A 26,341-nucleotide genomic window follows, 5' to 3' on the forward strand; every position below is an offset into this window, starting at 1 on the left:
GTAACTCAAAGCTGTCAGTATCTAATTAGCAATTAATATAAGTCAACTATCTAGCATTCGTCGGCGCAGTCACTACCGCCTTGCCCAAAAGGTGCTGATAGATATTATATCCAGCCAGCGCAGCTGTGCCACTCTCAGGTAATTCGAGATGAGCAACATCTAGCGCATAAACAGTGATTTGGTAATTATGTGGCGCTGCACCTTCAGGAGGACAGCCACCGCCAAATCCTTTGAAGCCAAAATCATTAGAAACCATACTCGCCCCTTTAGGAAGATTCGCCCCTCCCTTTAGACCCGAGTTAGCCGGCAAACTCTGAGTACTTGCTGGTAAATTAACAACCATCCAATGCCACCAGCCGCTACCCGTAGGTGCATCAGGGTCGTACATTGTTACAGCAAAACTTTTAGTGCCTTCTGGGACATCGCTCCAACTGAGCTCTGGAGAGATATTTTCTCCTGTACAGCCCCATTGATTAAATAGCTGGGCATTTTTAAGGGTCTGACCTTCAGTGACATTTGTACTCTTTAACTCTATCGCCTGACTGGAAAATGCAAATAAACTACATGCTGCTAATAACACGACTTTATTGAATCTCATATATCCTACCTATATTGATTTGATTAATGTGTACGTCACAATGCAATAAGCATAGCTGAAAAATATTGACCTGCCTTTAATCTAAGTCACAGGACTAAAGTTGTTAGACTAAAGTAGTTAGGATCTAGTTGTGATAACTTGCTTTTGTGTATCAGTACAATAGTCATATTCAAAACTCATCATCAGGGCTCATGGCCTCTTTTATTTCATCACTGCTAAAACCTTTACGGGATAGATACGCATAAGCTTTCGACTTCTCTTTATAGTCTGATAAGTCATAGCGCTTTTTTGCTAGCTCTTTTTTACAGCTCTGATAAAAATCAATATCTCCAGCAAGCGTCAATTGATACAAGGTATCGACAAAATCGCTCACATCAATCAATCGCTGTTTTAACTCCTGCAAGATAAGAGTTTCACCTTTGCCTTTATTATATAACTTGATGATTTCGGCGGTTAAGTCGGCTTTATCCGCTTTTACGGCGAGTTTACTGCGCAAGGTTTCACGCATCGGGTGTTGTGCTAATGCGTGATCAGTTTCTATCCGAGAAAAACCTTTTGTGGTCATCATGGCATAGACTTTCTCTTTGTTAGTCCCGTAAAAGTTATCATATCTGTCCAATAGCCTAGAGGTTGCCATCTCATAGGTGTCGACTTTTTGCTCGTCCATCACCTGCTCTATCGCGTTATCAATATCAGTAATGGACACGCCACGCTGTTGTAACTTACGTCTTATTGCCCCTGCGCCGAGTTCATGACTAAAGGCCAACTCACAATAGCGGACGGCAAAGTCATAATCACTTTTTAAATATCCCCCCTCTATGAGCCTAGCGAGTACAGTATCTATCCATTCTTGGTTTTCGGTTTTACGCTCAAGCTTGCTGCGAATTTCATTAATGGTGAAATCCTGCTGACCGAGATGCCAATAGGCACTATTAAAAACATTATCGATGGACTTGGCTTGGCGTAATGGTGGGCGCTGCATAACAAATTGAACTTAAATTAAAATAACCAAAATTAGTGTAACAGAACCCTGCATCTGTTAGCAGTATTAAGCGAATAACGATTGCCTGGCCAAGCACTAAGCCTCCGAGAAAAATAGATCGGCAACGATTAATACCGAGTTAAGCGCTAACTCGGTTTCTGTGAGCTATTGATTTAGCGGCACTATTTACCAGCTTAATTTAGCAGCTAAAATTCGTATCAAACAAACTCATATCATCTTGTTAATCATACCTTTGAGCACTAGATCGTGATAGCTCACTAGCCCTGCTATCTTGCCATTTTCAATCACAGGCGCTTTAGTAATGCCAAAACGATCGAACAGACGCGCACTATAACGAACGTCCATCTTTCCAGGTACTGTCAGCACAGGTTTAACCATAACTTCATACACATTAACTCGCTCAGGAGATCTGTCTTGCGCTAACACTTTTTTGGCGATATCACTCATCAACACCATACCAAACTCGTCATCATCATGGCGTTTATTAACAAACAGTACATTCACCTTGTTCTTAACTGCGTGCTCAATAGCCTCAGCTACGGTTTGTAATCCATCGACCATGGCATAGTCTTGACTCATCACATCATGATTTCTAACTGGATTTTGTGGTTTCATATTTGGTCCTCAATATCACGACTGAGTTTTTGGACTTGATGCGCAACACCGACAGCGTCTTCCACATCAATTTGAATCGCGATACCTTTACCCGAGTCGCTATCAAACTCACCGACTTTACTCACCGTTTCTAAAATGGTTCGGCTTAAGTGTTCTTCAACTAATAGCAACACCACGTCCCGCTGAACATCTAACGACAGACCCATAAAGGTTTTCTGCTTATTAAGGCCTTCGCCGCGAGCATGGTTGATCACAGTCGCTCCGGTTGCGCCCTTACTGCGAGCAGCATCTAAAATCGAGTCAGTACAGGCATCATCAATAAACACCAGAATAAGTTTAAAGCGCATTATCTCGCTCCTTTTGGGTTCTGTTCTTAAATTCCACCAACTGGGCATAGCCCATTACAGTGATCATGGGAAACAAGCTGGCAAAAGCAATAAGGCCAAAGCCATCAATAAGTGGATTTCGTCCCTCCACATTGGTCGCCAAGCCAAGGCCTAATGCGGCAACCAGCGGGACAGTAACGGTGGAGGTCGTCACGCCGCCAGAGTCATAGGCGAGCGGTACTATCATTTTCGGTGCATAAAAGGTTTGAATCACCACCAGCAGATAACCGGCCATAATGTAGTAATGGATAGGATCGCCAACAACAATTCGAAAGCAACCTAATGCAATACCAAAGGCAACCCCAATAGCCACTGAAATACGTAAACCTTGAACACCTATGGTGCCACCCGATACTTGATTGGCCTTAATTGCCACTGCGATTAATGATGGCTCAGCAATCGTGGTGCTAAAGCCTATCGCCGCCGCGAAAATATAGACCCAATAATAGTCCTGCCATCCATTAACGGTATTTTGCAGATCATCTTGATGAATAAACTCATGGGAGGTGAGCTGCTCAGCCATACTCTCGCCTATTGGAAATAGCGCCATTTCAAGGCCAACTAAGAAAAAGCTTAACCCTAAAATCACGTACACAAAACCTGCAGCCACTCGCCGCCAATTAGCAATGGGCCTTTTTAATACCCCTAACTGAAAACCAAAGAGAATAATCGCTATCGGCACCACGTCACGTATGGTGACAAGTAAGGTATCGAGTAATTGGTGCAACATATCCATTAAAGCACTCCCATTAAAGCACTAGCATTAAAGCACTAGCATTAAAGCACTAGCATTCCGTAGATAAGCACAAAGATCATCGGCATTAAACTGGCAAACGCAATTAAACCGAAACCATCAAGCATGGGATTTCGCCCCTTAATCACTGTAGCAAGTCCAACACCAAGGGCTGTCACTAAGGGCACAGTAATGGTTGATGTGGTCACCCCGCCAGAATCATAGGCGATGCCAATAATGTTTTCAGGGGCAAACGAGGTCAAAATCATCACTATGATATAGCCTGAAATAATCAGGTAATGGATAGGCCAGCCTTTTAAAATTCTAACTACGCCAAGCAAAATGGCTAAGCCTACTGATAAAGCAACCGTTAACCTCAGCCCCATCGCGTAACTATCCATCGACGTCTCACTCGACTTTATCGCGCCGACCTCTGCCGCAACCTCTGCGGCCTCATTGGCCACAGCAGTTAACGCTGGCTCTGCTAACGTGGTGCCAAAACCGAGCGAAAATGAAAAAACCACCAGCCAAAATACGCTCCCCTTGCGAGCAAGTGCCTGAGCAAGCGATTCTCCAATAGGAAACAGCCCCATCTCAAGGCCAAAAACAAAGAAAGTTAAACCGATAACAATGAAAACAAGGCCAATTAAAATTGAAAAAAGATTATCGGGTGCTTGTTGTAGAACGAATAGCTCAAAAAAGCACACCACGAATATGATAGGGATCAGATCTTTGAAACTATTAAATAGTGCTTTGAACAGCTGATTGATTGAAGCCATAGTCACTCCTTTGGGGCCACATTTTCAGTGTGCCAAAACCAGCAGCGATCACAACAAATACTTAACATGTGCTACAACAACTTTGAGCTAGATCAAATATCGCCCATATCAACACAAGGATTAAGCTGTTAGGCCGCAAACAAGATTAACTATGCTCAGCTAAAAGTACTCTTAATACCGTTTAACGTATTACTTGTATATTCCAGCGCTGGAGCAATATTAACCAGCATGTTCATTTAACGGCTTAAAAGCTACAAACAATCAAATTCGACAATGACAGTTTTTAGCAAAATCCACTCATAAAACACCAAAACCTCCCTATAAAAATAAAATTAGACAAATTTATCCACTCAATTAGTGAAAATCAGTCAAAAATAGAAATATTCAATTGACAGCTTTCACTCGCAAATGTTTTTATATAGTCACTGAAGCAAACAAGATGAATTTTACATGACACAGTTTATTACTTTCCAAAATATTAATTGGTGGTGGCACTTCCCAACTTAGCGGGTGGTGTGAAACTGTGTGCTCATAAAACTGAGCCAAGATTCAACAAGAAAGCCCGCACACTCTGCGGGCTTTCTTGTATTTAAGCGATAATAAAACAGCGAGAAACAAAAAAGCCAAGGCAGCGGGCAATGAGCAATTACGTGTAATAAACATCGTGATTGATATAAGATAAAGTGAGATAAAACAATGAATAATGCATTACCCTACAAGGCAGGAGCATAAGCATGACACAGCATACTATCGCTAAGGTTGTCACTCAAAAAGAGGCGCTGGCATATCATGATGACCCGCTTCGCTTATACCAGCATGTGACTCAAGATGCCCCTCACACCATGCTGCTTGAATCCGCTGAGATTGACAGTAAAGATCACTTAAAAAGCATACTGCTAACCCACGCTGCGATGAAGGTCCGCTGTGATGGTTACCAGTTACTATTTCAAGCGTTAACGGATAACGGCAAAGCCCTACTGACGCCGATCAGCTCATTCTTCCAGCACGCGTTTCCTGATAGCCAATGCCAAGCAACAACTGATACGAGTCTCACGCTTACCCTGCAAAAAGAGCGAAATCAACTCGATGAAGATGCTCGTTTAAAGTCAACCTCGCCACTTGATGGGCTACGACTTCTGGTTAAGCACATTCGTTGTGATGAAAGTCCTGAGTTTGAAGACCTGTTTTTAGGCGGCGTGCTTTCTTATGATTTAATCGATACAGTTGAGCCTTTGCCAAGCGTGCCTGAAGGCAATAATACCTGCCCTGATTACCTGTTTTATCTTGCTGAAACCTTAATTCTGGTGGATCACCAGCAGCAAAGCGCTGAGATTGTTACCCATCAATTTATTGAGCCAACACAAGTCGCCTCAAATCAAGTAAGTCAGCTGCTCACTGAACGTATGGCCCAGTTACAACAAACCTGCCATTCATTAGCCCCCATTGCTAAGTTGCAAACGGTTGACGCCCAAACCCAAGTCAATATCTCCGACGAAGACTTCAAAGATACGGTCAACGCTCTCAAAGAACACATTATTGCCGGCGATATTTTCCAAGTCGTGCCATCACGCAGCTTTAGCTTACCCTGCCCTAACACATTAGGGGCATACCGCGCATTAAGGCTTACAAACCCAAGCCCTTACATGTTCTATTTTCGCGGCGATGACTTCACCCTGTTTGGCGCATCGCCAGAAAGCGCACTTAAATATGAAGCTCAAAGTAACCAAGTAGAGATCTACCCGATTGCTGGTACCCGTAAGCGGGGTAAAACCGCCAGCGGTGAAATAGACTTTGATCTAGATAGCCGCAATGAGCTTGAACTGCGCCTAGATAAAAAAGAGCTGTCAGAGCACATCATGTTGGTGGACTTAGCGCGCAATGATATTGCCCGCATCAGCCAAAGCGGCACCCGCAAAGTACCTGAGCTATTAAAAGTCGATAGGTACTCTCATGTTATGCATTTAGTCAGCCGCGTAACAGGTCAACTTAGGCAAGACCTCGATGCCCTGCACGCTTACCAAGCTTGTATGAATATGGGCACCTTAACTGGCGCACCAAAAGTTAGCGCGGCTCAGCTTATTCGCGGTGCAGAGAAAACACGCCGAGGCAGCTACGGCGGCGCAGTAGGTTACTTAAATGGCCTTGGTGATATGGATACCTGTATTGTTATTCGCTCTGCCTTTGTTAAAGATGGCACCGCCTATATTCAAGCTGGCGCTGGGGTGGTGTACGACTCAGACCCACAAGCCGAAGCCGATGAAACTCGTCAAAAAGCGCAAGCGGTTATTTCAGCCATAAAAATGGGAGGTGGACTATGAAAATCTATCTACTCGATAACTTCGACTCGTTCACTTACAACTTAGTGGACCAATTTAGAAGCCTAGGCTATGAAGTGGTGATCTACCGTAACGATGTTGATGCGAGTTTTATCGCCAACAAACTGTTAAACGAAACAGTACCGGCGGCACTGGTATTATCACCCGGTCCTGGTGCGCCTCATGAAGCAGGTTCATTGATGGCGCTCATTGAAAGCGTGGCAGGAAAAGTGCCTATGCTGGGTATTTGCCTTGGCCACCAAGCATTAGTTGAGCATTACGGCGGTAAAGTTGAGCGCGCAAAACAAGTCGTGCACGGCAAAGCGAGCCCAACCTTTCATAATGGACAAGATATCTTTGCAGGTTTACCGTCACCGCTTCCTGTAGCCCGCTACCACAGCTTAGTGGCCACCAAAGTGCCTGATTGTCTTGAGATTATCGCCACCACAGAAGAGATGCCAATGGCCATTATTCACCGAGAAGATAACGCGGTGGGTTTCCAATTTCATCCTGAGTCGATTTTGACTACTTTAGGTAGCCAATTATTAGTGCAAAGCTTGGATTATCTTGCTCGTTGTTTAGCTAATGAAAAGCAGAACCAAACGAGCCTAAGCCAAAATGAAGTAGAAGGATAAGATCATGAGCCAAACTCAAGTTAAACCAATTGAAATCAAGCCTACTGAAGCACTTATCGAATCCCTTTATCGCGGTGAGAGTCTATCTCGACAAGAGGCTAAAGCACTCTTTAGCCAAATCATTCAAGGCGAAATGAATGAAGTGACGATGGCGGGAATGCTGGTTGCGATGAAAATGCGCGGCGAAACCATCGATGAGATTTCAGGTGCAGCAGACGCACTTAGAGCAGCAGCCAAAGCCTTTCCTGCGCCAAGTGCTGCAACCTCAAGCAACGGCATAGTCGATATTGTTGGCACCGGCGGCGACGGCCATAACACCATTAATATCTCAACCACAGCCGCTTTTGTTGCAGCGGCGGCTGGCGCTAATGTTGCTAAACACGGTAACCGTAGCGTGTCGAGTAAATCAGGATCATCAGACTTATTGGCGCAATTTGGCATCGATTTAACCATGGCACCAGAAACGGCGCGTGATTGTTTAGACGAGCTAGGTTTATGCTTTTTGTTTGCCCCTCACTATCATGGCGGTGTTGCCCATGCTGTACCTGTGCGCCAAGCGCTTAAAACTCGCACCTTGTTTAATGTGTTAGGGCCGCTTATTAACCCATCTCGCCCTGACTTTATGCTACTAGGCGTTTATAGCCCAGAGCTGGTTGCGCCTATCGCCCAGGTCGTTAAGGCTCTAGGCATTAAACGTGCGATGGTGGTTCATGGTAGCGGCCTCGATGAAGTGGCGCTACACGGTGATACCTTAGTGCATGAACTAAAAGATGGCGAAATAGAAGAATACCTTATCACTCCCGCTATGCTGGGTGTACCAGAGGCAAAGCTTACTGATTTAGAAGGCGGTGCACCGGAAGAAAATGCCGAGTACACTCGCGCAATTTTACAAGGCACAGGTCAAAGTGCACACATGAATGCGGTTGCCATCAATGCTGGCTGTGCCCTGTATGTTGCAGGGGTTTGTGATGACATCAAGTCAGGCACAGCTTTGGCGTTAGAGACAATAAACAGCGGTAAAGCCTACCAATTATTGACCCAGCTTAGCGATGCTAGCCAAGCCGGAAAAGGAGCTTAATGTGAGCACGGATTTAAGAGCAGCACCAGTGATAAAAGAAAGCAATGTACTGACTAAGATTGTCGCTACTAAGACGGCTCATATCGCTTCACTCAAACAGCGTTTTCCTGAAAACGATTTATCGCCTAAAGTGTCTGACAGAAGTTTATTTGATGCCCTTAAAGCGCCAAATGCTGGATTTATTTTAGAGTGTAAAAAAGCCAGTCCATCTAAAGGCTTAATTCGTAATGTGTTTAATGTCGATGCTATCGCCGACGTCTATAACCACTACGCTGCTGGTATTTCGGTATTAACCGATGAGCAATTCTTTCAAGGCGATATGGACTATATTCCGCGAGTACGTGCTCGAGTGACCCAGCCCATTTTGTGCAAAGATTTTTTCGTCGACGAATACCAAGTCAAACTGGCCGCTCACCAAGGCGCAGACGCTATTTTATTAATGTTGTCAGTACTTGATGACACCCGCTATCAAGCCCTTGCTTTCGAGGCCGCAAAATATCAATTAGATATCTTGACCGAAGTTAGCAACGAAGCTGAGTTGACTCGCGCCATCGCGCTTAATGCCAAGATTATCGGCATCAATAATCGTAACCTGCGCGATCTTTCAACCGACCTTGCTACCACCGAAGAGCTCGCCCCCCATATTCCGGCTGACAGAGTGGTGATCAGCGAGTCAGGGATTTATAACCAAGCGCAAGTTCGCCGTTTAGCGCCCTTAGTCGATGGTTTCTTAGTGGGCAGCTCGCTTATGGCAGAAGAGGATCTCGATCTAGCCTGCAGAACTCTTACACTTGGTCACAACAAAGTATGTGGGTTAACCCGCATCGAAGATATGCTTGCTGCCGCTAAAGCTGGCGCCGTCTATGGCGGATTGATTTTTGCAAAAAAATCACCGCGCGCAGTCACGCCAGAGCAAGCACAAGAGTTAGTCACACAACTCAATCAAACTGACACCAAACTCAATTTGGTTGGCGTGTTTGTTAATGAAGCAGCCGATGTAATTGCCAAACTCGCGGTTGAGTTAGATCTGTTTGCAGTACAATTACACGGAAAAGAAACCGCACTCGAAATTGATGCATTAAAAGCAATCTTGTCCACAAACAATAGCCAGACTCAGATTTGGAAGGCGGTAGCAGTGGATGTGGCAAGTGACAATGAATTAGTCATTCCTGCAGGCATTGATCGCGTCGTATTTGATAGCAAATCAGACGGCCAATTTGGCGGTACGGGACAACGCTTCGACTGGCAAAAGGTTCTTCCGAGTAAAGAGCTCGCGCTACTGGCTGGCGGTTTAAGCCCTGATAACGCAGTGCAGGCGGCAAACCAAGGATTTTATGGCTTAGATTTTAACTCTGGTCTTGAGCAAAGCCCGGGAATTAAAGATGCCCACAAAATTGTTGAAGCATTTACGCGACTGCGCCAGTACTAATTATATTGAAAATAAGTACCAAATAGATTCAAAGCTACAGCCTAAACAAGATTATGCCATTGGCTCAACCAGCCAGTGGCAACAAATTGAAAAGATAAAGGATAAGATTATGAGCAAGTTAGATCCCTACTTTGGGGAATACGGCGGTATGTACGTACCACAGATTTTAATGCCAGCCCTTAAGCAGTTAGAGACCGCCTTTATCGAAGCGCAAGAAGATGAAGCGTTTCAAAAAGAGTTTACCGATCTATTAAAGAACTACGCGGGGCGCCCAACAGCATTAACGCTAACCCGTAACTTAAGCCCTAATCCGCTAGCCAAAATTTATTTAAAGCGTGAAGATCTGCTTCATGGCGGTGCCCATAAAACGAACCAAGTGTTAGGTCAAGCGCTACTGGCCAAACGTATGGGTAAAAAAGAGATCATCGCTGAAACTGGCGCGGGTCAACACGGCGTGGCAACTGCCCTTGCCTGCGCATTGCTAGGCCTTAAGTGTAAGGTGTATATGGGCGCGAAAGACGTTGAACGTCAATCACCAAACGTATTTAGAATGAAGCTGATGGGCGCAGAAGTTATCCCTGTCACCTCAGGTTCTGCCACCTTAAAAGATGCCTGTAACGAAGCGATGCGTGACTGGTCTGGAAGCTACGATAAAGCGCACTACCTACTTGGCACGGCGGCAGGGCCGCATCCATTCCCGACAATTGTGCGTGAATTCCAACGCATGATTGGCGAAGAAACCAAAGCACAGATCCTTGAGCGTGAAGGTCGGCTGCCCGATGCGGTTATCGCCTGTGTGGGCGGTGGCTCAAACGCGATAGGTATGTTTGCTGACTTTATCGATGAAGAAGAGGTTGCATTGATTGGTGTTGAACCTGCGGGTAAAGGCATTGATACCCCAATGCATGGCGCGCCGCTTAAACACGGTAAAACCGGTATATTCTTTGGTATGAAAGCGCCGTTGATGCAAGACAGCGAAGGTCAAATCGAAGAATCTTATTCAGTTTCTGCAGGTCTTGATTTCCCATCGGTAGGCCCACAGCACGCGCACCTTGCAGCTATTGGCCGCGCCACTTATGAGTCAGCGACCGACGATGAAGCACTTGAAGCCTTCCAATTACTCGCACGCGCTGAAGGCATTATTCCAGCGCTTGAGTCTGCTCACGCCATTGCTTATGCGGTAAAACTTGCAAAAGAAGCCACCAAAGAAACCTTGCTTGTGGTTAACCTATCTGGTCGCGGCGATAAAGATATCTTCACCGTTGCGGACATTCTTGAGAAACAGGAAGTTGAAGAGAAAAAAGCTGAACAGCAAAAAGTAGAAAACCAAACGACAGCCGAACAAAACAGCAAGGAGAGTGGCAATGAGTAATCGTTATCAGGCAGCCTTTGCCGCCCTTAATGAAAAACAACAAGGCGCATTTGTGCCATTCGTAACCTTAGGCGATCCGTCTCCAGAGTTATCACTGAAAATTATCGACACCTTAGTGGAAAATGGCGCCGATGCCTTAGAGCTGGGTTTTCCGTTTTCAGATCCTTTAGCTGACGGCCCAGTGATTCAAGGCGCTAACTTGCGCGCCTTAGCAGCAGGCACTATGCCATCTCAATGCTTTGAGATGCTAGCTAGCATTCGTGCTAAGTACCCTGATTTACCGATTGGTCTACTCTTGTACGCCAACCTAGTGTTTGCTAATGGCATCGATAACTTCTACGCCAAGTGCCAAGCGGCGGGTGTTGATTCAGTATTGATTGCTGACGTGCCAGTCGAAGAAGCGACGCCCTTTATCGAGTCAGCCAAAAAGCATGGCGTGTGCCCTATCTTTATCGCACCGCCTAATGCTGATAGCGAGACACTTAAGCAAGTGAGCGACAAAGGTGAAGGTTACACTTACCTTTTATCACGTGCTGGCGTAACAGGCACAGAATCAAAAGCGGGTATGCCAATCGGCGATATTCTAAGTCGGCTAAAAGAGTTTAATGGCGCGCCACCACTACTTGGTTTTGGTATCGCCGAGCCGAGTCAGGTAAAAGCGGCTATTGATGCCGGAGCCGCTGGCGCAATCTCTGGTTCTGCAGTGGTTAAAATTATCGAAGCCAATAAAGACAACGAGGCAGCCCTGTTAAGTGCCCTTGCAGAATTTACCCGTAATATGAAAGCGGCCACAGCTCGCTAATTTCTAATACTGTTACAAGCAAAAAAATAGCGCCTTAATGGCGCTATTTTTATTGGCATAATGCACGTCTACACTATGTTTAACTCAATAAGATTCTGTTAACCAGCAAGATTATTTCAGCATATCATTGACGCGAATAACCTGAGCGCGATAACCAGTAGCAAACATATCATGGCTATCGATATTAATCCGCACCGCGGGTTTGGTTTCGCCATACCTGTGTTCAACCAAAATTGACTGTACCTTACCTGTGGTGTCATCCATCTTAAGGTTGCCGTAACCACCGCCTAAACCAAATAGACCAGCAGAAGCGAAGTAGCTCATCATACTGTCTTTATCTGCTTGGTATTTAACGATAGAGGTCACCGGTGAGTAACCTGCATAACCAAGCTCATCTTTGCCGTATTCCCAGACTTGTTGTACCGTCATGTTTTGCTCATTGATTTTATACTCAACAGAGCGCGAATACTTTTCGTTAGCAAACATTGGCTGACCTAAATCGCGGCCGTCACCGTTGTCAAATACGGTTAAGGTGCCCTTTTCAGGGACTAAATAAGCCGTGTGCGATGTCCAGCTAAAGTCAAAATCTTTATCCTGACATGCGCCCTTCTCGTTGCACCAAATAGGCTCACCATCTGCAGTGATTGGCTTTAATAGCTTATCTTGGTATTTTTCACTCCAGCCCTTACTGGCACTTAAAATCCACTTAACTTGTTTATCGCGGCCAATTTTAATGACTGCGGATTGATGGCGAGAACTGATAATGATGCTGTCATCAGTAGGATCGTACTCAATCGAGTTAACGTGGATCCAATTGCGACCAGTTGCCACACCGTGAATATCGCCATAAGGCGCATTGGCTAAGTCTTCTTCAGTGGTTTGATGACCCGCATTGTCTAGATTAATATTTAGGCACACCGCGCCCGCATCGAGTGACAACAGCGCTGCGTCTCGCATGGGATCTAAGATGGTATTCAAGTCCCAGTAATCCACCAGTTTGCCTGTGTTATCGACTTCAACTATTTGATCACGAATGGTATTGACCAAGCGGCCATCGTCGGTGCGGTAATCTTTAGCCGCTGCACGGATAAATACATTGCCGTTTGCGCCTTCAATGCCCTCATGGGATGCATCAATGAAGTTACCAGGTAAGCTGTGCTCAGAGATCATCCGCCCCATGATCGACATCTTCTTCCAGCCTTGACCCTGTACCCACACCATGTTGCCGTCTTTAGTCACGTTCATGCCCATGGCGTAACCTGCGTTATCGTAGGTTTTCGCGTCATGAGTAGTATAAGGATTCATATACCAGCGAATATCTCCCGCGGTATCGATAATGAAAAATCCCGGTTTACCGTCCCAAGAAAATGCCCCAGGCGCATCAGAGTTGTTGTGCATCAGTGGCGCTGCTTTACCGTCGGGATTGGTCCAGTTTACAAAGTACAATCTGTCTTTAAAGTCAGCGTCCACATGCTCAACCTCAACAATTGGCGCTTTAGCCCACTGGCTTTCTGAAAAGCCCATATCAATATCCGGCGTCAGCATCTGATAATCATGAGATTTACGCTCACCGTTCTCCAACCAATTAACGGTAAAGCGATTCATAAATGCAGGGTAAAGACCAAAAATCGGCACGCCGCCCTCATCCATCACTCGAATATCATCGACTTGATAAGTCAGACTCACGCCATCTTCATCGTTCGCATGAACCGTCACTTCAACGGCCGAAATAGTATGACCCGCTAAGGTCACTAAGGCGGTTAGCGGTGCATTTTCATAGGGGTTATGAATGATATAACCAAGAGGAGCCCCTTCAACAGGCATTGGCTTCATGCCACCAATTGAAGCGAAAACATGGGTGCTACATAAACTAAGAGACAAGGCTAATGCGGGTAACAGTAAAGAGGGTTTAGACATTTAATTGATATTCTCAGCGAGTCAAAAACTGAGGCAGATTATAATCAGCAAATACAATAAAAACTGCCTGCCAATTAACACTATAGCGAGTATATTTCGACTTTGATGGCAGGATCACGGTTTCAAAATTAGTAAATAAATAGAGAAACTTTCAATCGATTAACCTGTCAGTCGTAGCTTATAGAAATCACGCTTTAGTTATCATGATTATTCATTCAAATATTGTGCTTTTGGGCATACCACATTGCCGCAGGCACCTCGATGGTCGCGTACATTATCAAGGTGAACCAAAACCAATTTGTATCAAACATTAGCAAGCTAAATTCATGGCCTGTTCCCCAATATTTAATCCCAACCAGAGTTAACACAAATGCAGAGATGCCGATATCACTCCAAAGCAAGCGATTAATATCGCTACCCGCCACTTTGGGGTAGATAGACAGGTAACTCATCGCGATAACGATGGCAATAAGCGTAATAATCGATAACTCAGGCATTGCCATATATAGACTCGGAAATCATAAAGTTAGGCGGTAAATTTGTCTGGCGTCATGATATGTTAACCACAAAAGTCTACCTCCATTTCGATTCAGTGCATATCACCACTTGCCCTCAAATCGTTTATATCGCTCGCCCTAAACTTAAGATAACGTCAATAATCCTTAAGCACTGGTTTAGGCCTAAAAATAAAAACGCAGCCAAGAGGCTGCGTTTTTTGTTAAATCAAAGCTAAAGGCTAATCACCAAAGTCATCCAGTAAGATGTTCTCGGGTTCTACGCCTAGGCTTTCTAGCAGAGCAATTACTGATGAGTTCATGATCGGAGGTCCACACATGTAGAACTCACAATCTTCAGGTGCTTTATGATCGCGTAGATAGTTCTCAAACAATACGTTATGAATAAAGCCTGTGTAACCGGTCCAGTTATCTTCTGGTAGTGGATCAGACAGTGCCACATGCCAAACAAAGTTGTCATTTTCAGCAGCCAGCATATCAAAGTCTTCTTGATAGAATACTTCGCGCGTTGAACGTGCGCCGTACCAGAAACTCATCTTACGCTTGGTTTTTACACCCTTAAGCTGATTAAAGATATGTGAACGCATTGGTGCCATACCTGCACCACCACCAATGAACACCATTTCAGCGTCAGTTTCTTTCACAAAGAACTCACCAAATGGGCCAGAGATAGTGACTTTGTCACCCGCTTTTAGGTTAAAAATGTACGAAGACATTTTACCTGGCGCAATGTTGTCACTTGGCGGCGTCGCAATACGTACGTTCAGCATAATACGACCTTTCTCATCTGGGTAGTTCGCCATAGAATATGCACGCAGTACATCTTCATCGACTTTAGACACCAGCTTAAATAGGTCGTACTTCTCCCAGTCATCACGATACTCAGTTGGGATATCAAAATCCGCATACTTAACTTCGTGAGCAGGCGCTTCAATCTGAATATAACCACCCGCTTTAAACAGTACGTCTTCGCCTTCTGGCAGTTTAAGCAGTAACTCTTTAATAAAGGTCGCTTGGTTATTGTTAGAAATAACCTCACACTGCCACTTTTTAACGCCGAAGATCTCTTCTTCAACTTCAAGCTCCATATCGGTTTTCACCGATACCTGACAAGCCAGACGGCAGCCTTCTTTCGCTTCTTTCTTATTAATATGGTCACGCTCAGTCGCTAAGATCTCTCCGCCACCTGATTTCACTTTAACGCGACATTGACCACATGTACCACCACCGCCACAGGCCGATGGGATAAAGATATTTTTACTGGCTAATGCACTAAGAAGCTTATCACCCGCTTGGGTTGAGATACTTTTCTCTCCATCATCATTAATACGAATGTTGACGTCACCAGTGGAGACCAGTTTGCTCTTAGCGAATAAAATCACCATAACCAATATACTCACCACGAAGGTGAACATACCGATACCAATTGCCATTTCCATCGAATCTACCTTTTGTTTAATTCGTTTTCATTAAGGGGAATAACGCGTTAAACGCCCTTAAATAGAAATACCGGAGAAAGCCATAAAGCCTAATGCCATCAAGCCCGTGGTAATAAATACAATACCAATACCTTGTAAGCCTTCAGGAATAGCGTGGAATTTCATACGCTCACGCAGGCCAGCTAACATCACAATCGCCATTGCCCAACCAAAACCTGAACCTAGAGCAAAGACCGTTGACTCAGCTAAGGTGTAATCACGGTTTGCCATAAAGATAACGCCTGCGAAAATGGCGCAGTTTACGGTCAATAAGGGTAAGAAAATCCCCAATGAGTCATAAAGTGCAGGAATGTATTTATCTAAAAACATCTCCAAGATCTGCACGAGCGCGGCAATCACACCGATAAAGGTAATGAGTTGCAAGTAACTTAAATCAAGCTCTGGGTAACCCGCCCACGCCAGCGCACCAGGTGCAAGCACATTGGCGTAGATCAACTGGTTAAGCGGTACCGCTAAGGTCATCACCACGATTACCGCGATACCTAAGCCAAAAGAGGTGGATACCTTTTTAGATACAGCCAAAAAGGTACACATACCCATAAAGAAAGTCAGCGCCATATTGTCGATAAACGCAGCTTGAATAAACAGATTAGTATAATGTTCCATATCGCCTCTTAACCTCGCTTACGTTGAATGACGTTAATTGACCAGATCATCAGACCGATTAAGAAAAATGCGCTTGGTGGTAACTTGAACATTTCATTCGCGATATACCAACCGCCATTCTCTACCGTCGCTAAGATCTCATGACCAAACAAGGTACCGCTGCCTAACAACTCACGCACAAAGGCTACACCGAGTAAGATCACGCCGTATCCCATGGCATTACCCACGGCGTCCACAACCGCTAGATGCGGCGGGTTTTTCATGGCAAACGCTTCGGCGCGGCCCATGATGATACAGTTAGTAATAATCAAACCAACAAAGACTGATAGCTGGCGCGATAGCTCATAAGCCACGTCCTGCAACACCATATCAACCACAATCACAAGTGATGCAATAACGGTCATCTGCGCGATGATACGCACGCTATTTGGAATAAGTGAACGTATGCTTGAAATAATCAAGTTTGAGAACACTAGTACAAAGGTCACTGCAAGCGTCATCACTAAAGCAGTTTGCATTGAGTTACTGACGGCTAATGCCGAGCAAACTCCCAATACTTGCATCGCAACTGGGTTATTACTAAAAATAGGCCCCGTTAAAATGTCACGAGTCGAAATAGATTGAGTACTCATCCCTTTATACCTCCGACGCTTTTAGCTTTTTGAAGAAGGTTTCAAAACCTTCACTACCAAACCAGAACTGCACTGCACGTTGTAGTCCGCGACCTGTCATGGTTGCACCACTTACCGCATCAACACCGTGAACATCGCCGTCTTTAACTCCACCTTTAACGACTTTAAAGGCCACCTTGCCTTTCTCATCAAAGATCTGCTTATTATGCCACTTAGAAGTCCACTCAGGATCATTGAGGAAGTCACCAATACCCGGTGTTTCACCGTGCTCATAAATCACAATGTTTTCGATAGTGTTTAGGTCTGGTTTTAGCGCAACAAAACCATAAATCATCGACCATAGACCTTTGCCGTAAATCGGGACGACGATGCTGCTTAGCTTGCCGCTATCGTCAAACACTTTAAATACTCGAACTTGATCTGCACGAGTTTTAATCTTAGCGGTGTCTTTCTTTGGCTTGCTTGAGGTTTCAGGATTGATTGACGCCATACGCGGGTCAAAATCCATAACGCTTGAGTCGCTATCGACGGCACCAGTATCGAGCGATACCAATAAAGGTTTAACGTCTTTATCAAATAGCGCTTTCACGTCGTCATTACCACTGATATCAACATCTGCAGCAATTAATACATTTCGCATCAGCTCAGTACGCTTCTTAACTAACTTGCGCTCTTTTAGCAGTTCTGATGTTCCGGTGATCATAAATGAGCACAGTAAACAGAGGGTCACAGTAAAAATCATGGTGCCCAAAAAAGAATCTTTTTTTAATGCCATTACGCTTTCTTCTCCGTATTGACCTGACGATTCGCACTCTTTGGCATGCGATAGATGAGGTGCTCAAATATCATTTCCCAAATATTGGCAATCAACATCACAGGCAGTGCCGAAACCGGGTAGCTGCTGTTTTGTATCGTATTTGCTTTAAAGACCATGACGTTTCAGTCTCCGTTTGATGTTCGCTTTTGCAACTAAATAGTCGAAAATAGGTGCCCAAAGGTTGGCAAACAGAATCGCCAGCATGATGCCTTCTGGCATTTTTGGGTTAACCACACGAATAAGCACTGTCATAAAGCCAATAAGCAGGCCGTAAGCCACTTTACCTTTACGGGTATAAGAGGTCGTTACCGGATCCGTTGCCATAAACATCATACCCAGTGCAAAACCACCTGTGACAAGGTGCCATGTCCAAGGCATTGCAAAGAGCTCGTTCTTGCTTGAACCAATCACATTGAACAGGGTGGCGGTTAAGATCATACCAAACAGTACGCCCGCTACAATTCGCCAGTCAGCTAAACGCGTAAGGATAAGGAATACACCACCTAGCAATAGCGCTAATGTACTGGTTTCACCAATTGCACCCGCAGTAAATCCAAAGAATGCATTCCACCACGTAGGGTCACTAAACGCTTGATACCAAGTGTAATCAGCAAAGCTCACTTTCCCTGCTGCCGTTTGCATCAAGGTCGTTGCGCCAGAGAAACCATCGACGGCCACCAGCTGACTCACAGCGGTAACTTGTGATGGATAAGCGAAATAGATAAATGCTAAACCCGCTAATGCCGGGTTTAAGAAGTTGTAGCCCATGCCACCAAAAACTTCTTTGGCCATGATGATACCAAAAGTGATACCCAGTGCCACAATCCAAAGTGGAGTTGCAACCGGTAAAATCAGGGTAAACAATAGTGCGGTAACAAAGAAGCCTTCATGTAACTCTTGGCCGCGAACCTTGGCAAACACCATCTCCCAAAACAGGCTGACAGCTAGCGCGGTTAGGTAAATAGGCGCATAAAAACTCAAACCATAAGCGAATAAGCCAGCAATACCGGTTTGTTCACTTAAGCCGCCAAAGATCAAGTTAAACGGAATAAGCTGCCACACATCGGCAGTCGCTAGACCCGACGCGACGGCAATTTGTGCTTGTAAACCAATGTTGTACATGCCAAACAAAATCGCAGGCAGTAAACATAAGCCAACAATCGTCATAGTACGTTTTACATCAATGGCGTCACGAATATGCACTTTGCCTTGAGTACTGCGACCGTGAGCAATCAGTAAAGAGCTTAAGTAGCCCTTAACCGAGTTACCTGGTGCGTAGTAATCTTGTTGGATATCAGGCTTTTTATCTTGCTGACTCATTACCCTTCCCTCTCAATAATCTCTAAACAAGCACGCAACTCTTTGCCGAAGTCGTACTTGCCAGGGCACACGAATGTACATAATGCTAAATCTTCTTCATCCAGCTCTAATGCACCCAGCGCCTGCGCCTCATCGGTATCGCGTACGACTAAATCTCTAACCAATAATGTCGGTAAGATATCCAGTGGCATTACGCGGTCTAGCTGACCAAATGCCATCATGGCGCGAGCAGAGCCACCGGTGTGAGTGGTAAAGTCAAACAGCTGTTTTGCATCTTTTAACCGCGAGGTGACCGCGCGGGTAATTGAAAACTTTTTAGAGCCACCGCGTACCCATGGCAATACTTGATGCTTAGCATCTTCTTGCAGCACACTAATTTGATTGTGGAAACGACCTAAGAAGTCATGAGCACCTGTTGCAGTGTGGCCCGACAATACTGAGCCAGATACCACGCGAGACAAACCTTCTTTAAGTTCGCCTACAATAATGTCAGACAGTTGTCCGCCGGCTTGCATACGAATAAGGCGTGGATTAATCACATCAGGGCCAGCCAGCGCCACAATACGATCTGTATAAATTTCACCGGTTAGGAATAACTTACCGTAGACAATAACGTCTTGATAACCAAGGTGCCATACAGGGCGGTCAAGGCTTGCAGGTAAGACGAAATGGATATGGGTGCCTACAATGCCTGCTGGATGAACGCCGGCAAAATAATGGTTGCTGACCTTTGGTAGATCATGACCTGGCAATGCGTCACCTTGCTCTTGGCATAGGTGTACCTTGCCGTCAGTCAGATGACTTAATACCTGCAGACCCGCAGCGAAGGCTTCTGTTTGTTCAGCGATAACCAGTCTAGGCTCAGCGGCTAATGGATTGCTATCCATTGCGCTTACAAAAATGCCAGCAGGACGGCTATCTAATTGAGGAACTTTTGAGAACGGGCGAGTGCGTAGTGCTGTCCACAAGCCCGTTTCGACTAACTTAGCTTGAACTTCTTCACGGCTAAGCGAGTTAAGATCGGTACATGGAGCGAACGTTTTAGCTTCGCTACCATCGCATTCAATAACGATTGATTGAAAAAGTCGACGTTCGCCGCGGTTAATCGCAACGACTTTACCGCTTGCGGGTGCAGTATAAATTACGCCAGTGGTTTTCTTATCTTCAAAAAGCGCTTGGCCTTTTTGAACACTGTCTCCCACTTCAACCAACATCGTTGGTTTCAAGCCTATGTATTCTTCACCAAGCAAAGCCACATGTGACGATATTTTAACATCTTGGATCACTTGCTTAGGTTCACCGGCTATGGGGACATCTAAGCCCTTTTTGACTGTTATAACTTGGTTTGAGTAACCTGCCATCACTAAAATCAACCGTTAAAAATTTGGATGCGCAATAATACATCTTTGTTAACTAATATTCCGAGTTAGAGTTCACACTTTGCGGCCAAACTTGTAAGTTACCAACAAAAATCACCTCCAACGAGGCGTTTTTCGTGACGTAGGTTCAAAAACGTTTTTAGAAATAAGTGTTTATGTAGTATTAATACGTAAATAAACGAATAAGTGAACAAATCCACCAACAACATGCAGACAACACATGCTAAAGACCAAAGGCCATTACTTACAACCACTTAGCCTTAAACTCTCGTTAACTAGATTCAAAGGGAAGAGGCTGTTATCCATTTCTGGTCAACTAATAATTAGTAAAATTACACAACAAAAAGCACACCACTGCAAAAGTGTTCAAAATACTGTACCGACTCAATATATTTTCATTTCAGCCGCCCTAATCCACATTGACGGAAAATCATCACAATGCTAGCGCTTAATTTGATCTTCAAAGACAAAAAAATGCCTCATAAACGCTAGATTAAGCATCAATTCGGCCCAGCTACACTAAACTTAGTAGTAAAGCACAATATGGATCGTCCCCGTGAGAGCAATCAAACTGGCCGACTTATTTTTACTACTGATAACTGTAGCTATTCTACAGTTATTCATTTGTTGTGGCGTGAGTTACGCAAACTCCACCCAAGACTCAAGTATCAATGCCTCATCGGAAAAATATCAACCTCAAGTATTAGTTTTGCAATTTGACGGCGCTATCGGTCCAGCAACCAGCGAGTATCTCATTCACGGTATCGAACTGGGTAATTCTACTCGTCAACCATCGCTTGCCCCCCCTCGACCAAGCGATCTTATTGTGATTGTCATGGACACCCCTGGTGGTCTAGTTTCTAGTCTAAGAGACATTAATCAAAGTATCTTAAACTCAAACGTACCAGTGGCTTGTTTGGTCGCGCCGCCCGGTGCGAGGGCGGCAAGTGCTGGTACCTATATGCTTTATGCCTGCCACGTCGCCGCAATGGCAGAGGCCACAACCTTAGGTGCGGCGACACCAGTCAGTATTGGACCGGGATCAACTCCGGCGCCTAAGCAGGCGCCACAAAATAAAGACCCAGGCTCTGATTCAGGCTCCGATTCAAAGTCAGGCGACGAAACTAACAGCCCTAGCGCCATGGAAAAGAAAGTGCTTAATGATTCTATTGCCTATATCCGCTCACTGGCACAGCTTCGAGGTCGTAATCAAGAGTGGGCAGAACTCGCGGTAAAAGAAGCAGCAACGCTCACTGCCAACGAGGCCCTAGACATGAATGTGATTAACTTGATTAGTCCTGACGCGCCTACATTAGTTTCACAACTCAATGGCTGGCAAGTCGAGATAGATAAGCAACAGGTAACCTTAGCGTTAGAGAATGCCGAGCTACACTACGTGCGCCCTGATTGGCGCAATGAAATCATCGCCACTATCACCAACCCCAACGTCGCTTATATTCTGATGTTGATTGGTATTTACGGTATTTTGCTGGAGTTCTACAGCCCTGGGATTGGAATAGCCGGGATCACGGGCGCCATTAGTCTGCTGATTGCCATGTATGCCTTTCAAATGCTGCCCGTTAGCTACGCCGGGTTAGGTCTGTTATTACTCGGATTAGCACTTATTACCATCGAGTCATTCGCCCCAAGCTTTGGCTTGTTTGGCATAGGTGGCATCATCGCCTTTGCTGCTGGCTCACTCTTTCTAATCGATACCGAAGCCGATCACTACGCCCTTTCATTGCCACTCATTGCGGCGGTTTCGGTAACCGTCACCTTACTCTCGCTGTTGGTGCTAGGCACTCTTTGGCGCAATAGAAAATCCCCCATCGTCAGTGGTGATGGCCAAATCGTTGGCCAAACGGCGCTAGTGGTTGATGACTTTACGCCAAGTATACTCAACATAAACGCGCCTGATGCAAACGTTACTGGCAATAGTCAGCTTGAATATAAAGGCTCTGTGCAGCTGCAAGGTGAAGTCTGGGCTGCAAGTTCGCACACTTACCTTAAAAAAGCACAACAGGTTACTGTCATCGTGCGTCACGATCTTTCGCTGGAGGTCGAACAGCCTCCAATCTCTAATTAACAAGTAATAGTTAACAAGTACTAACCAACAAGTGCTAAATAGCTAAGGAGTTGAATATGGGCCCTATCTTCGCCAATGGCAGTGTCTTTTTAGGCGTATTAATCTTCCTTTTTGTCGCCATACTCGTCAGCATGTTTAAGATCTTAAGGGAGTATGAGCGCGGTGTGATCTTTCTACTAGGTCGTTTTTATCAGGTCAAAGGGCCTGGGTTGATCATAGTGATCCCTATCATTCAACAAATGGTGAGGGTCGACTTACGTACTGTTGTAATGGATGTGCCCACTCAGGACGTGATCAGTCGCGATAATGTCTCAGTGCAAGTCAATGCGGTGATCTATTTTAGGGTGATCGATGCTCAAAAAGCGATTATCAATGTCGAGGATTACTTACAAGCCACCTCACAACTGGCACAAACCACCCTACGTTCGGTACTCGGCCAACATGAACTCGATGAGATGCTGGCAAATAGAGATATGCTCAATACTGATATTCAATCCATACTCGATAACCGAACCGACGGCTGGGGGATCAAAGTATCAAATGTCGAAATTAAGCATGTCGATCTTAATGAAACAATGATCCGAGCAATTGCCAAGCAAGCGGAAGCTGAGCGTACTCGTCGAGCCAAGGTGATCCACGCATCAGGTGAGATGGAAGCCTCGGCAAAATTGGTTGAAGCCGCGGACAAATTATCAACACAACCTAATGCGATTCTTTTGCGTTACTTACAGACGCTCACCGAAATTGCGAGTGAGAAAAACTCGACTATCCTGTTCCCGCTGCCGATGGAACTGCTCAACGGCGTGCTTGATAAAAAAGACAATAAAGGTAATGAAGACCAAAAAGACTAAAACTGATCCTAAACGTTAAATAGTCAACACATTCCAAGACAAGACAACACAAAACAAAAAGCCCTTATCAACTGATAAGGGCTTTATTTTATGTGTTTTTCAATGAGCGACTAATACAGTCACTATTGCAATTAATCATTTACGACTAGCTGTTACTGGTCGCTTGCACTGGCTCTGATTGCGTTTCAACTTCAGGGTTGTACTTATCAATAACCACCGCACATACCGCATCACCCGTAATGTTTAGCGTAGTTCTTATCATGTCAAATATACGGTCTAAAGCAAACAATAGTGGTAGACCTTCAATTGGAATACCTGCCGCAACTAATACCGCAATCACTAAGAATGATGGGCCTGGTACACCCGCCTGACCAATTGCGCCCAATGTCGATGTAAAGATAATCGCTACATACGCAGCAAGACCTAATTCGACGTTAAACATCTGAGCAAAAAATACCGCAACTAGACCGTAGTAAATTGCGTTACCACTCATGTTAATCGTCGCGCCTAAAGGCAGTACAAATGCCGCCGTAGACTTAGATACGCCAAGCTCTTTCTCACACACTTCGATGTTAACTGGCAATGCAGCCATCGATGAAGCGGTAGACATCGCCAATGCTTGAGGCTTCTTCATGGCCGATAGGAACTTGCCAACAGGAACATTAGAGAAGAACTTCACCATCAATGGGAAGAAGATAAAGCCATAAATTAAGATGGCTGCGACATAAACCAGGAATAGGTTCAACACAACAGTCAGTGACTGGAAGCCAAAGGTACCCACAGAATCAGCCATTAAACCAAATACACCAATTGGGGCAATCAACATCACGATGTTAATCATCCAAATAAAGGCTTCAACGATAGTATTAAGTGCAGAAGTAATCGGCTTAGCCGCTTCTTGATTAACTTTAGTCAGTGCGATACCAAAGAAAATACAGAACACCAAAATTTGCAGAATGTTACCGCCAGTGAGTGCTTCGAATACGTTAGTTGGGATCATACCGATAATGGTATCAGCTACGCCAGGTAGCGCGCCCTGCTCAGCCGTTACCGCTGCCAGACCCGCACTGTGCTGCGAAAAATCCATACCAACACCTGGCTGGAAAAACTCTCCCATAACAAGTGCCAAGCTCACCGCCAAGGCTGATGTTGCCATGAAGAAACTAATCGTGCCAATACCGACTTTACCCGCCGACGGACCCGCACCTAAGCTTGCTGCGCCCGCAATAATTGAAACCGCGACTAAAGGGATCACCAACATTTTAATTAAATGGATGAAAAATGTTCCTAGCGGAGCGAAGATAGAGGCATCTTCTCCCATCATCATACCCACGATCGCACCTAGGACCATGGCTACAACCACTTGGAATCCAATGTTTTTATAAAACTTTTTCTTTTTGTTCAACACCCTAGCTCCATCACAGACTTATAATTATTAAATAGTATGAGTACTACTTTGATTCTACGAAGCACGATAGCACCCAGAATGGGGAATTAATGTGATTCACTAACGAGTTATCATTGATTGCGATAAATAATAAGAAATACCCAACATACTTTAAACAATCCTCAATTAAAGAGGCAATAAAAAATAGAAACCTCAATAATCAAAATCGAGTGTTAATAAAAATAACATCCCCAACACCATAAGGTAACCTTTACACACATAAACAACCTCCCTGTAGCAGGCATGAATCATTGGTCAGGTAAGCGCCTTTAGCCTTAGACGATTAACCGCTCATAAAAACAGCGCAAGATGCCCGTTTAATAGGGTGCCGTTTTCCAAGCTAACAGGCTCAATTCTGTCTATTATTAATAGTAAGTCGTCAATCAACTGACATCCCATTTTTAAAGGGATATTAAGCCGATTAAAGCAGGCTTTTTACGCCTGATTGCTATCGATATGGTCACCGATATGGCCACCGAGATTATCACCGAGGTTTACTATGCGTACTCGCCAGATTTTATGCCCAACAGACTTTTCAGAAACGGCATCTCATGCCCTAGGCTACGCCGTTGAGATGGCAAACTTATATCACGTTAATATCCGCTTACTACACGTGATGAGCAAACCCTATGGCGAGCACAATTACGGCATCGTAGTTGAGAGCAATAAAGATCTTGAGACACAGCTTAACGCCTATTCCAATGAAAAACTCAGTGAACTTGTTACACAAGTCGCTCCAGAACTAGAGCCAAGCCTTAAGGTTAAAACAGCGATTAGGAGTGGCGATACCTTTGCGCAAATTCTCGAAGACAGTATAGAGAACGATGTTGGCATGATAGTCATCGCCAGCCATGGCCATACGGGTTTATCGCACATGCTCAACCCTAACGTATCAGAGGCGTTGGCCAATAAGGCTACATGTCCGGTACTTATCGTTAAGTGATTTAAAGAAAGTGCTAGGTTAAAGGCTAAAGGCCCTAGGTTATAGGACTTAGATCCTAGGTCCTAGGTCCTAGGAAAAGCCAAGACGCCCCAACAAAATACGAGTGCTCCGCTCACAGAAAAAGTGCTAACACTAAACCTTTTTCTGGAAGAAAATAGCCATTGTAGGTCGGCATTTATGCCGTCAATTATCTTACATTCAAATACAACACCGATGGGCTAAAGCCCAACCTACATAGGCCTTACCTAGAAGCCATACCTATAAGCCTTATCTAGAAACCTAGCGCTCTAATCTATCCCCTAACCGGACGCTGCCCGTTCTGGAAGAAAATAGCCATTGTAGGTCGGCATTTATGCCGTCAATTATCTTACATTCAAATACAACACTGATGGGCTAAAGCCCAACCTACATAGGCCTTACCGAGAAGCCATACCTATAAGCCTTACCTAGAAACCTAGCGATCTAAACTATCCCCTAACCGGACGCTGCCCGTTCTAGAAGAAAATGGCCATTGTAGGTCGGCATTTATGCCGTCAATTATCTTACATTCAAATACAACACTGATGGGCTAAAGCCCAACCTAC

The 26,341-nt window shown here is 44.9% G+C and carries 25 protein-coding genes; 9 read left to right on the top strand and 16 right to left on the bottom strand.

The window, feature by feature from the left end:
- Window positions 1–46 precede the first annotated feature (46 nt).
- The 6 genes from ACVBIL_RS16790 to ACVBIL_RS16815 form a co-directional block, all read right to left on the bottom strand.
- Entirely contained in the window at window positions 47–598 is a 552-nt protein-coding gene (locus ACVBIL_RS16790; protein ID WP_447168099.1) for a YbhB/YbcL family Raf kinase inhibitor-like protein, read from the bottom strand.
- A 169-nt stretch (window positions 599–767) separates the two neighbouring features.
- Window positions 768–1,580: a RecX family transcriptional regulator gene (locus ACVBIL_RS16795; protein ID WP_447168100.1), complete on the bottom strand. Its 813-nt coding sequence runs from the start codon at window positions 1,578–1,580 to the stop codon at window positions 768–770.
- A gap of 228 nt (window positions 1,581–1,808) precedes the next feature.
- Window positions 1,809–2,216, bottom strand: coding sequence for a CBS domain-containing protein (locus tag ACVBIL_RS16800; RefSeq protein WP_447168101.1), 408 nt, complete (start codon window positions 2,214–2,216; stop codon window positions 1,809–1,811).
- Window positions 2,213–2,563 carry a P-II family nitrogen regulator gene (locus ACVBIL_RS16805; RefSeq protein WP_447168102.1) on the bottom strand — a complete coding sequence of 117 codons (351 nt, stop codon included), beginning with the start codon at window positions 2,561–2,563 and terminating at the stop codon, window positions 2,213–2,215. The genes ACVBIL_RS16800 and ACVBIL_RS16805 overlap by 4 nt, the downstream gene beginning before the upstream one ends.
- Complete coding sequence (locus tag ACVBIL_RS16810) at window positions 2,553–3,338, bottom strand: DUF1538 domain-containing protein (RefSeq protein ID WP_447168103.1); 786 nt, start codon at window positions 3,336–3,338, stop codon at window positions 2,553–2,555. Before ACVBIL_RS16810 ends, ACVBIL_RS16805 begins: the two co-directional genes overlap by 11 nt.
- Before the next feature lie 41 nt (window positions 3,339–3,379).
- Window positions 3,380–4,114, bottom strand: a complete 735-nt coding sequence (locus ACVBIL_RS16815; protein ID WP_447168104.1) for a DUF1538 family protein — start codon at window positions 4,112–4,114, stop codon at window positions 3,380–3,382.
- Between the two features lie 734 nt (window positions 4,115–4,848).
- Between ACVBIL_RS16815 and ACVBIL_RS16820 the strand changes: the two genes are divergently transcribed.
- The 6 genes from ACVBIL_RS16820 (at window position 4,849) to trpA (ending at window position 11,745) form a co-directional block, all read left to right on the top strand.
- Complete coding sequence (locus ACVBIL_RS16820; protein WP_447168105.1) at window positions 4,849–6,432, top strand: anthranilate synthase component 1; 1,584 nt, start codon at window positions 4,849–4,851, stop codon at window positions 6,430–6,432.
- Window positions 6,429–7,064 carry an aminodeoxychorismate/anthranilate synthase component II gene (locus ACVBIL_RS16825; RefSeq protein WP_447168106.1) on the top strand — a complete coding sequence of 212 codons (636 nt, stop codon included), beginning with the start codon at window positions 6,429–6,431 and terminating at the stop codon, window positions 7,062–7,064. The genes ACVBIL_RS16820 and ACVBIL_RS16825 overlap by 4 nt, the downstream gene beginning before the upstream one ends.
- A gap of 4 nt (window positions 7,065–7,068) precedes the next feature.
- The gene (gene trpD / locus ACVBIL_RS16830) at window positions 7,069–8,142 is read left to right on the top strand and encodes an anthranilate phosphoribosyltransferase (RefSeq protein WP_447168107.1); all 1,074 of its coding nucleotides are present in this window, start codon (window positions 7,069–7,071) and stop codon (window positions 8,140–8,142) included.
- Window position 8,143: 1 nt separating this feature from the next.
- Window positions 8,144–9,571 carry a bifunctional indole-3-glycerol-phosphate synthase TrpC/phosphoribosylanthranilate isomerase TrpF gene (trpCF, locus tag ACVBIL_RS16835; RefSeq protein WP_447168108.1) on the top strand — a complete coding sequence of 476 codons (1,428 nt, stop codon included), beginning with the start codon at window positions 8,144–8,146 and terminating at the stop codon, window positions 9,569–9,571.
- A gap of 109 nt (window positions 9,572–9,680) precedes the next feature.
- The gene (trpB, locus tag ACVBIL_RS16840) at window positions 9,681–10,943 is read left to right on the top strand and encodes a tryptophan synthase subunit beta (protein ID WP_447168123.1); all 1,263 of its coding nucleotides are present in this window, start codon (window positions 9,681–9,683) and stop codon (window positions 10,941–10,943) included.
- Window positions 10,936–11,745 (top strand): tryptophan synthase subunit alpha, encoded by an 810-nt coding sequence (trpA, locus tag ACVBIL_RS16845; RefSeq protein WP_447168109.1) that lies wholly within the window; start codon window positions 10,936–10,938, stop codon window positions 11,743–11,745. Before trpB ends, trpA begins: the two co-directional genes overlap by 8 nt.
- 111 nt (window positions 11,746–11,856) lie before the next feature.
- On the opposite strand, the gene ACVBIL_RS16850 is transcribed toward trpA, so the two are convergent.
- The 9 genes from ACVBIL_RS16850 to ACVBIL_RS16890 all read right to left on the bottom strand — a co-directional run bounded on the left by ACVBIL_RS16850 (window position 11,857) and on the right by ACVBIL_RS16890 (window position 20,412).
- Window positions 11,857–13,662, bottom strand: coding sequence for an aryl-sulfate sulfotransferase (locus ACVBIL_RS16850; RefSeq protein ID WP_447168110.1), 1,806 nt, complete (start codon window positions 13,660–13,662; stop codon window positions 11,857–11,859).
- Between the two features lie 215 nt (window positions 13,663–13,877).
- Entirely contained in the window at window positions 13,878–14,165 is a 288-nt protein-coding gene (locus ACVBIL_RS16855) for a hypothetical protein (protein WP_447168111.1), read from the bottom strand.
- A 233-nt stretch (window positions 14,166–14,398) separates the two neighbouring features.
- Window positions 14,399–15,616 carry an NADH:ubiquinone reductase (Na(+)-transporting) subunit F gene (gene nqrF, locus ACVBIL_RS16860; RefSeq protein ID WP_447168112.1) on the bottom strand — a complete coding sequence of 406 codons (1,218 nt, stop codon included), beginning with the start codon at window positions 15,614–15,616 and terminating at the stop codon, window positions 14,399–14,401.
- Window positions 15,617–15,673: 57 nt separating this feature from the next.
- Window positions 15,674–16,282, bottom strand: coding sequence for an NADH:ubiquinone reductase (Na(+)-transporting) subunit E (nqrE, locus tag ACVBIL_RS16865; RefSeq protein ID WP_447168113.1), 609 nt, complete (start codon window positions 16,280–16,282; stop codon window positions 15,674–15,676).
- 8 nt (window positions 16,283–16,290) lie between these two features.
- On the bottom strand, window positions 16,291–16,914 hold the full coding sequence (locus ACVBIL_RS16870) for an NADH:ubiquinone reductase (Na(+)-transporting) subunit D (RefSeq protein WP_447168114.1): 624 nt from the start codon (window positions 16,912–16,914) through the stop codon (window positions 16,291–16,293).
- Window positions 16,915–16,918: 4 nt separating this feature from the next.
- Window positions 16,919–17,689 (bottom strand): Na(+)-translocating NADH-quinone reductase subunit C, encoded by a 771-nt coding sequence (locus ACVBIL_RS16875; RefSeq protein ID WP_447168115.1) that lies wholly within the window; start codon window positions 17,687–17,689, stop codon window positions 16,919–16,921.
- Window positions 17,689–17,847, bottom strand: coding sequence for a hypothetical protein (locus ACVBIL_RS16880; RefSeq protein WP_447168116.1), 159 nt, complete (start codon window positions 17,845–17,847; stop codon window positions 17,689–17,691). The genes ACVBIL_RS16875 and ACVBIL_RS16880 overlap by 1 nt, the downstream gene beginning before the upstream one ends.
- Window positions 17,837–19,051, bottom strand: coding sequence for an NADH:ubiquinone reductase (Na(+)-transporting) subunit B (locus tag ACVBIL_RS16885; protein ID WP_447168117.1), 1,215 nt, complete (start codon window positions 19,049–19,051; stop codon window positions 17,837–17,839). Before ACVBIL_RS16885 ends, ACVBIL_RS16880 begins: the two co-directional genes overlap by 11 nt.
- Window positions 19,051–20,412, bottom strand: coding sequence for a Na(+)-translocating NADH-quinone reductase subunit A (locus ACVBIL_RS16890; protein WP_447168118.1), 1,362 nt, complete (start codon window positions 20,410–20,412; stop codon window positions 19,051–19,053). Before ACVBIL_RS16890 ends, ACVBIL_RS16885 begins: the two co-directional genes overlap by 1 nt.
- A 574-nt stretch (window positions 20,413–20,986) precedes the next feature.
- Here ACVBIL_RS16890 and ACVBIL_RS16895 point away from each other — a divergent pair.
- Both ACVBIL_RS16895 and ACVBIL_RS16900 read left to right on the top strand, forming a co-directional pair.
- Window positions 20,987–22,516, top strand: a complete 1,530-nt coding sequence (locus tag ACVBIL_RS16895) for an NfeD family protein (protein ID WP_447168119.1) — start codon at window positions 20,987–20,989, stop codon at window positions 22,514–22,516.
- A gap of 56 nt (window positions 22,517–22,572) precedes the next feature.
- Window positions 22,573–23,367, top strand: a complete 795-nt coding sequence (locus ACVBIL_RS16900) for a slipin family protein (protein ID WP_447168120.1) — start codon at window positions 22,573–22,575, stop codon at window positions 23,365–23,367.
- A 145-nt stretch (window positions 23,368–23,512) separates the two neighbouring features.
- Here ACVBIL_RS16900 and ACVBIL_RS16905 read toward each other — a convergent pair whose 3' ends face one another.
- On the bottom strand, window positions 23,513–24,775 hold the full coding sequence (locus tag ACVBIL_RS16905; protein WP_447168121.1) for a dicarboxylate/amino acid:cation symporter: 1,263 nt from the start codon (window positions 24,773–24,775) through the stop codon (window positions 23,513–23,515).
- 538 nt (window positions 24,776–25,313) lie between these two features.
- Between ACVBIL_RS16905 and ACVBIL_RS16910 the strand changes: the two genes are divergently transcribed.
- Complete coding sequence (locus ACVBIL_RS16910) at window positions 25,314–25,757, top strand: universal stress protein (protein WP_447168122.1); 444 nt, start codon at window positions 25,314–25,316, stop codon at window positions 25,755–25,757.
- Window positions 25,758–26,341 lie beyond the last annotated feature (584 nt).

The organism is Shewanella sp. 125m-7 (assembly GCF_052977045.1).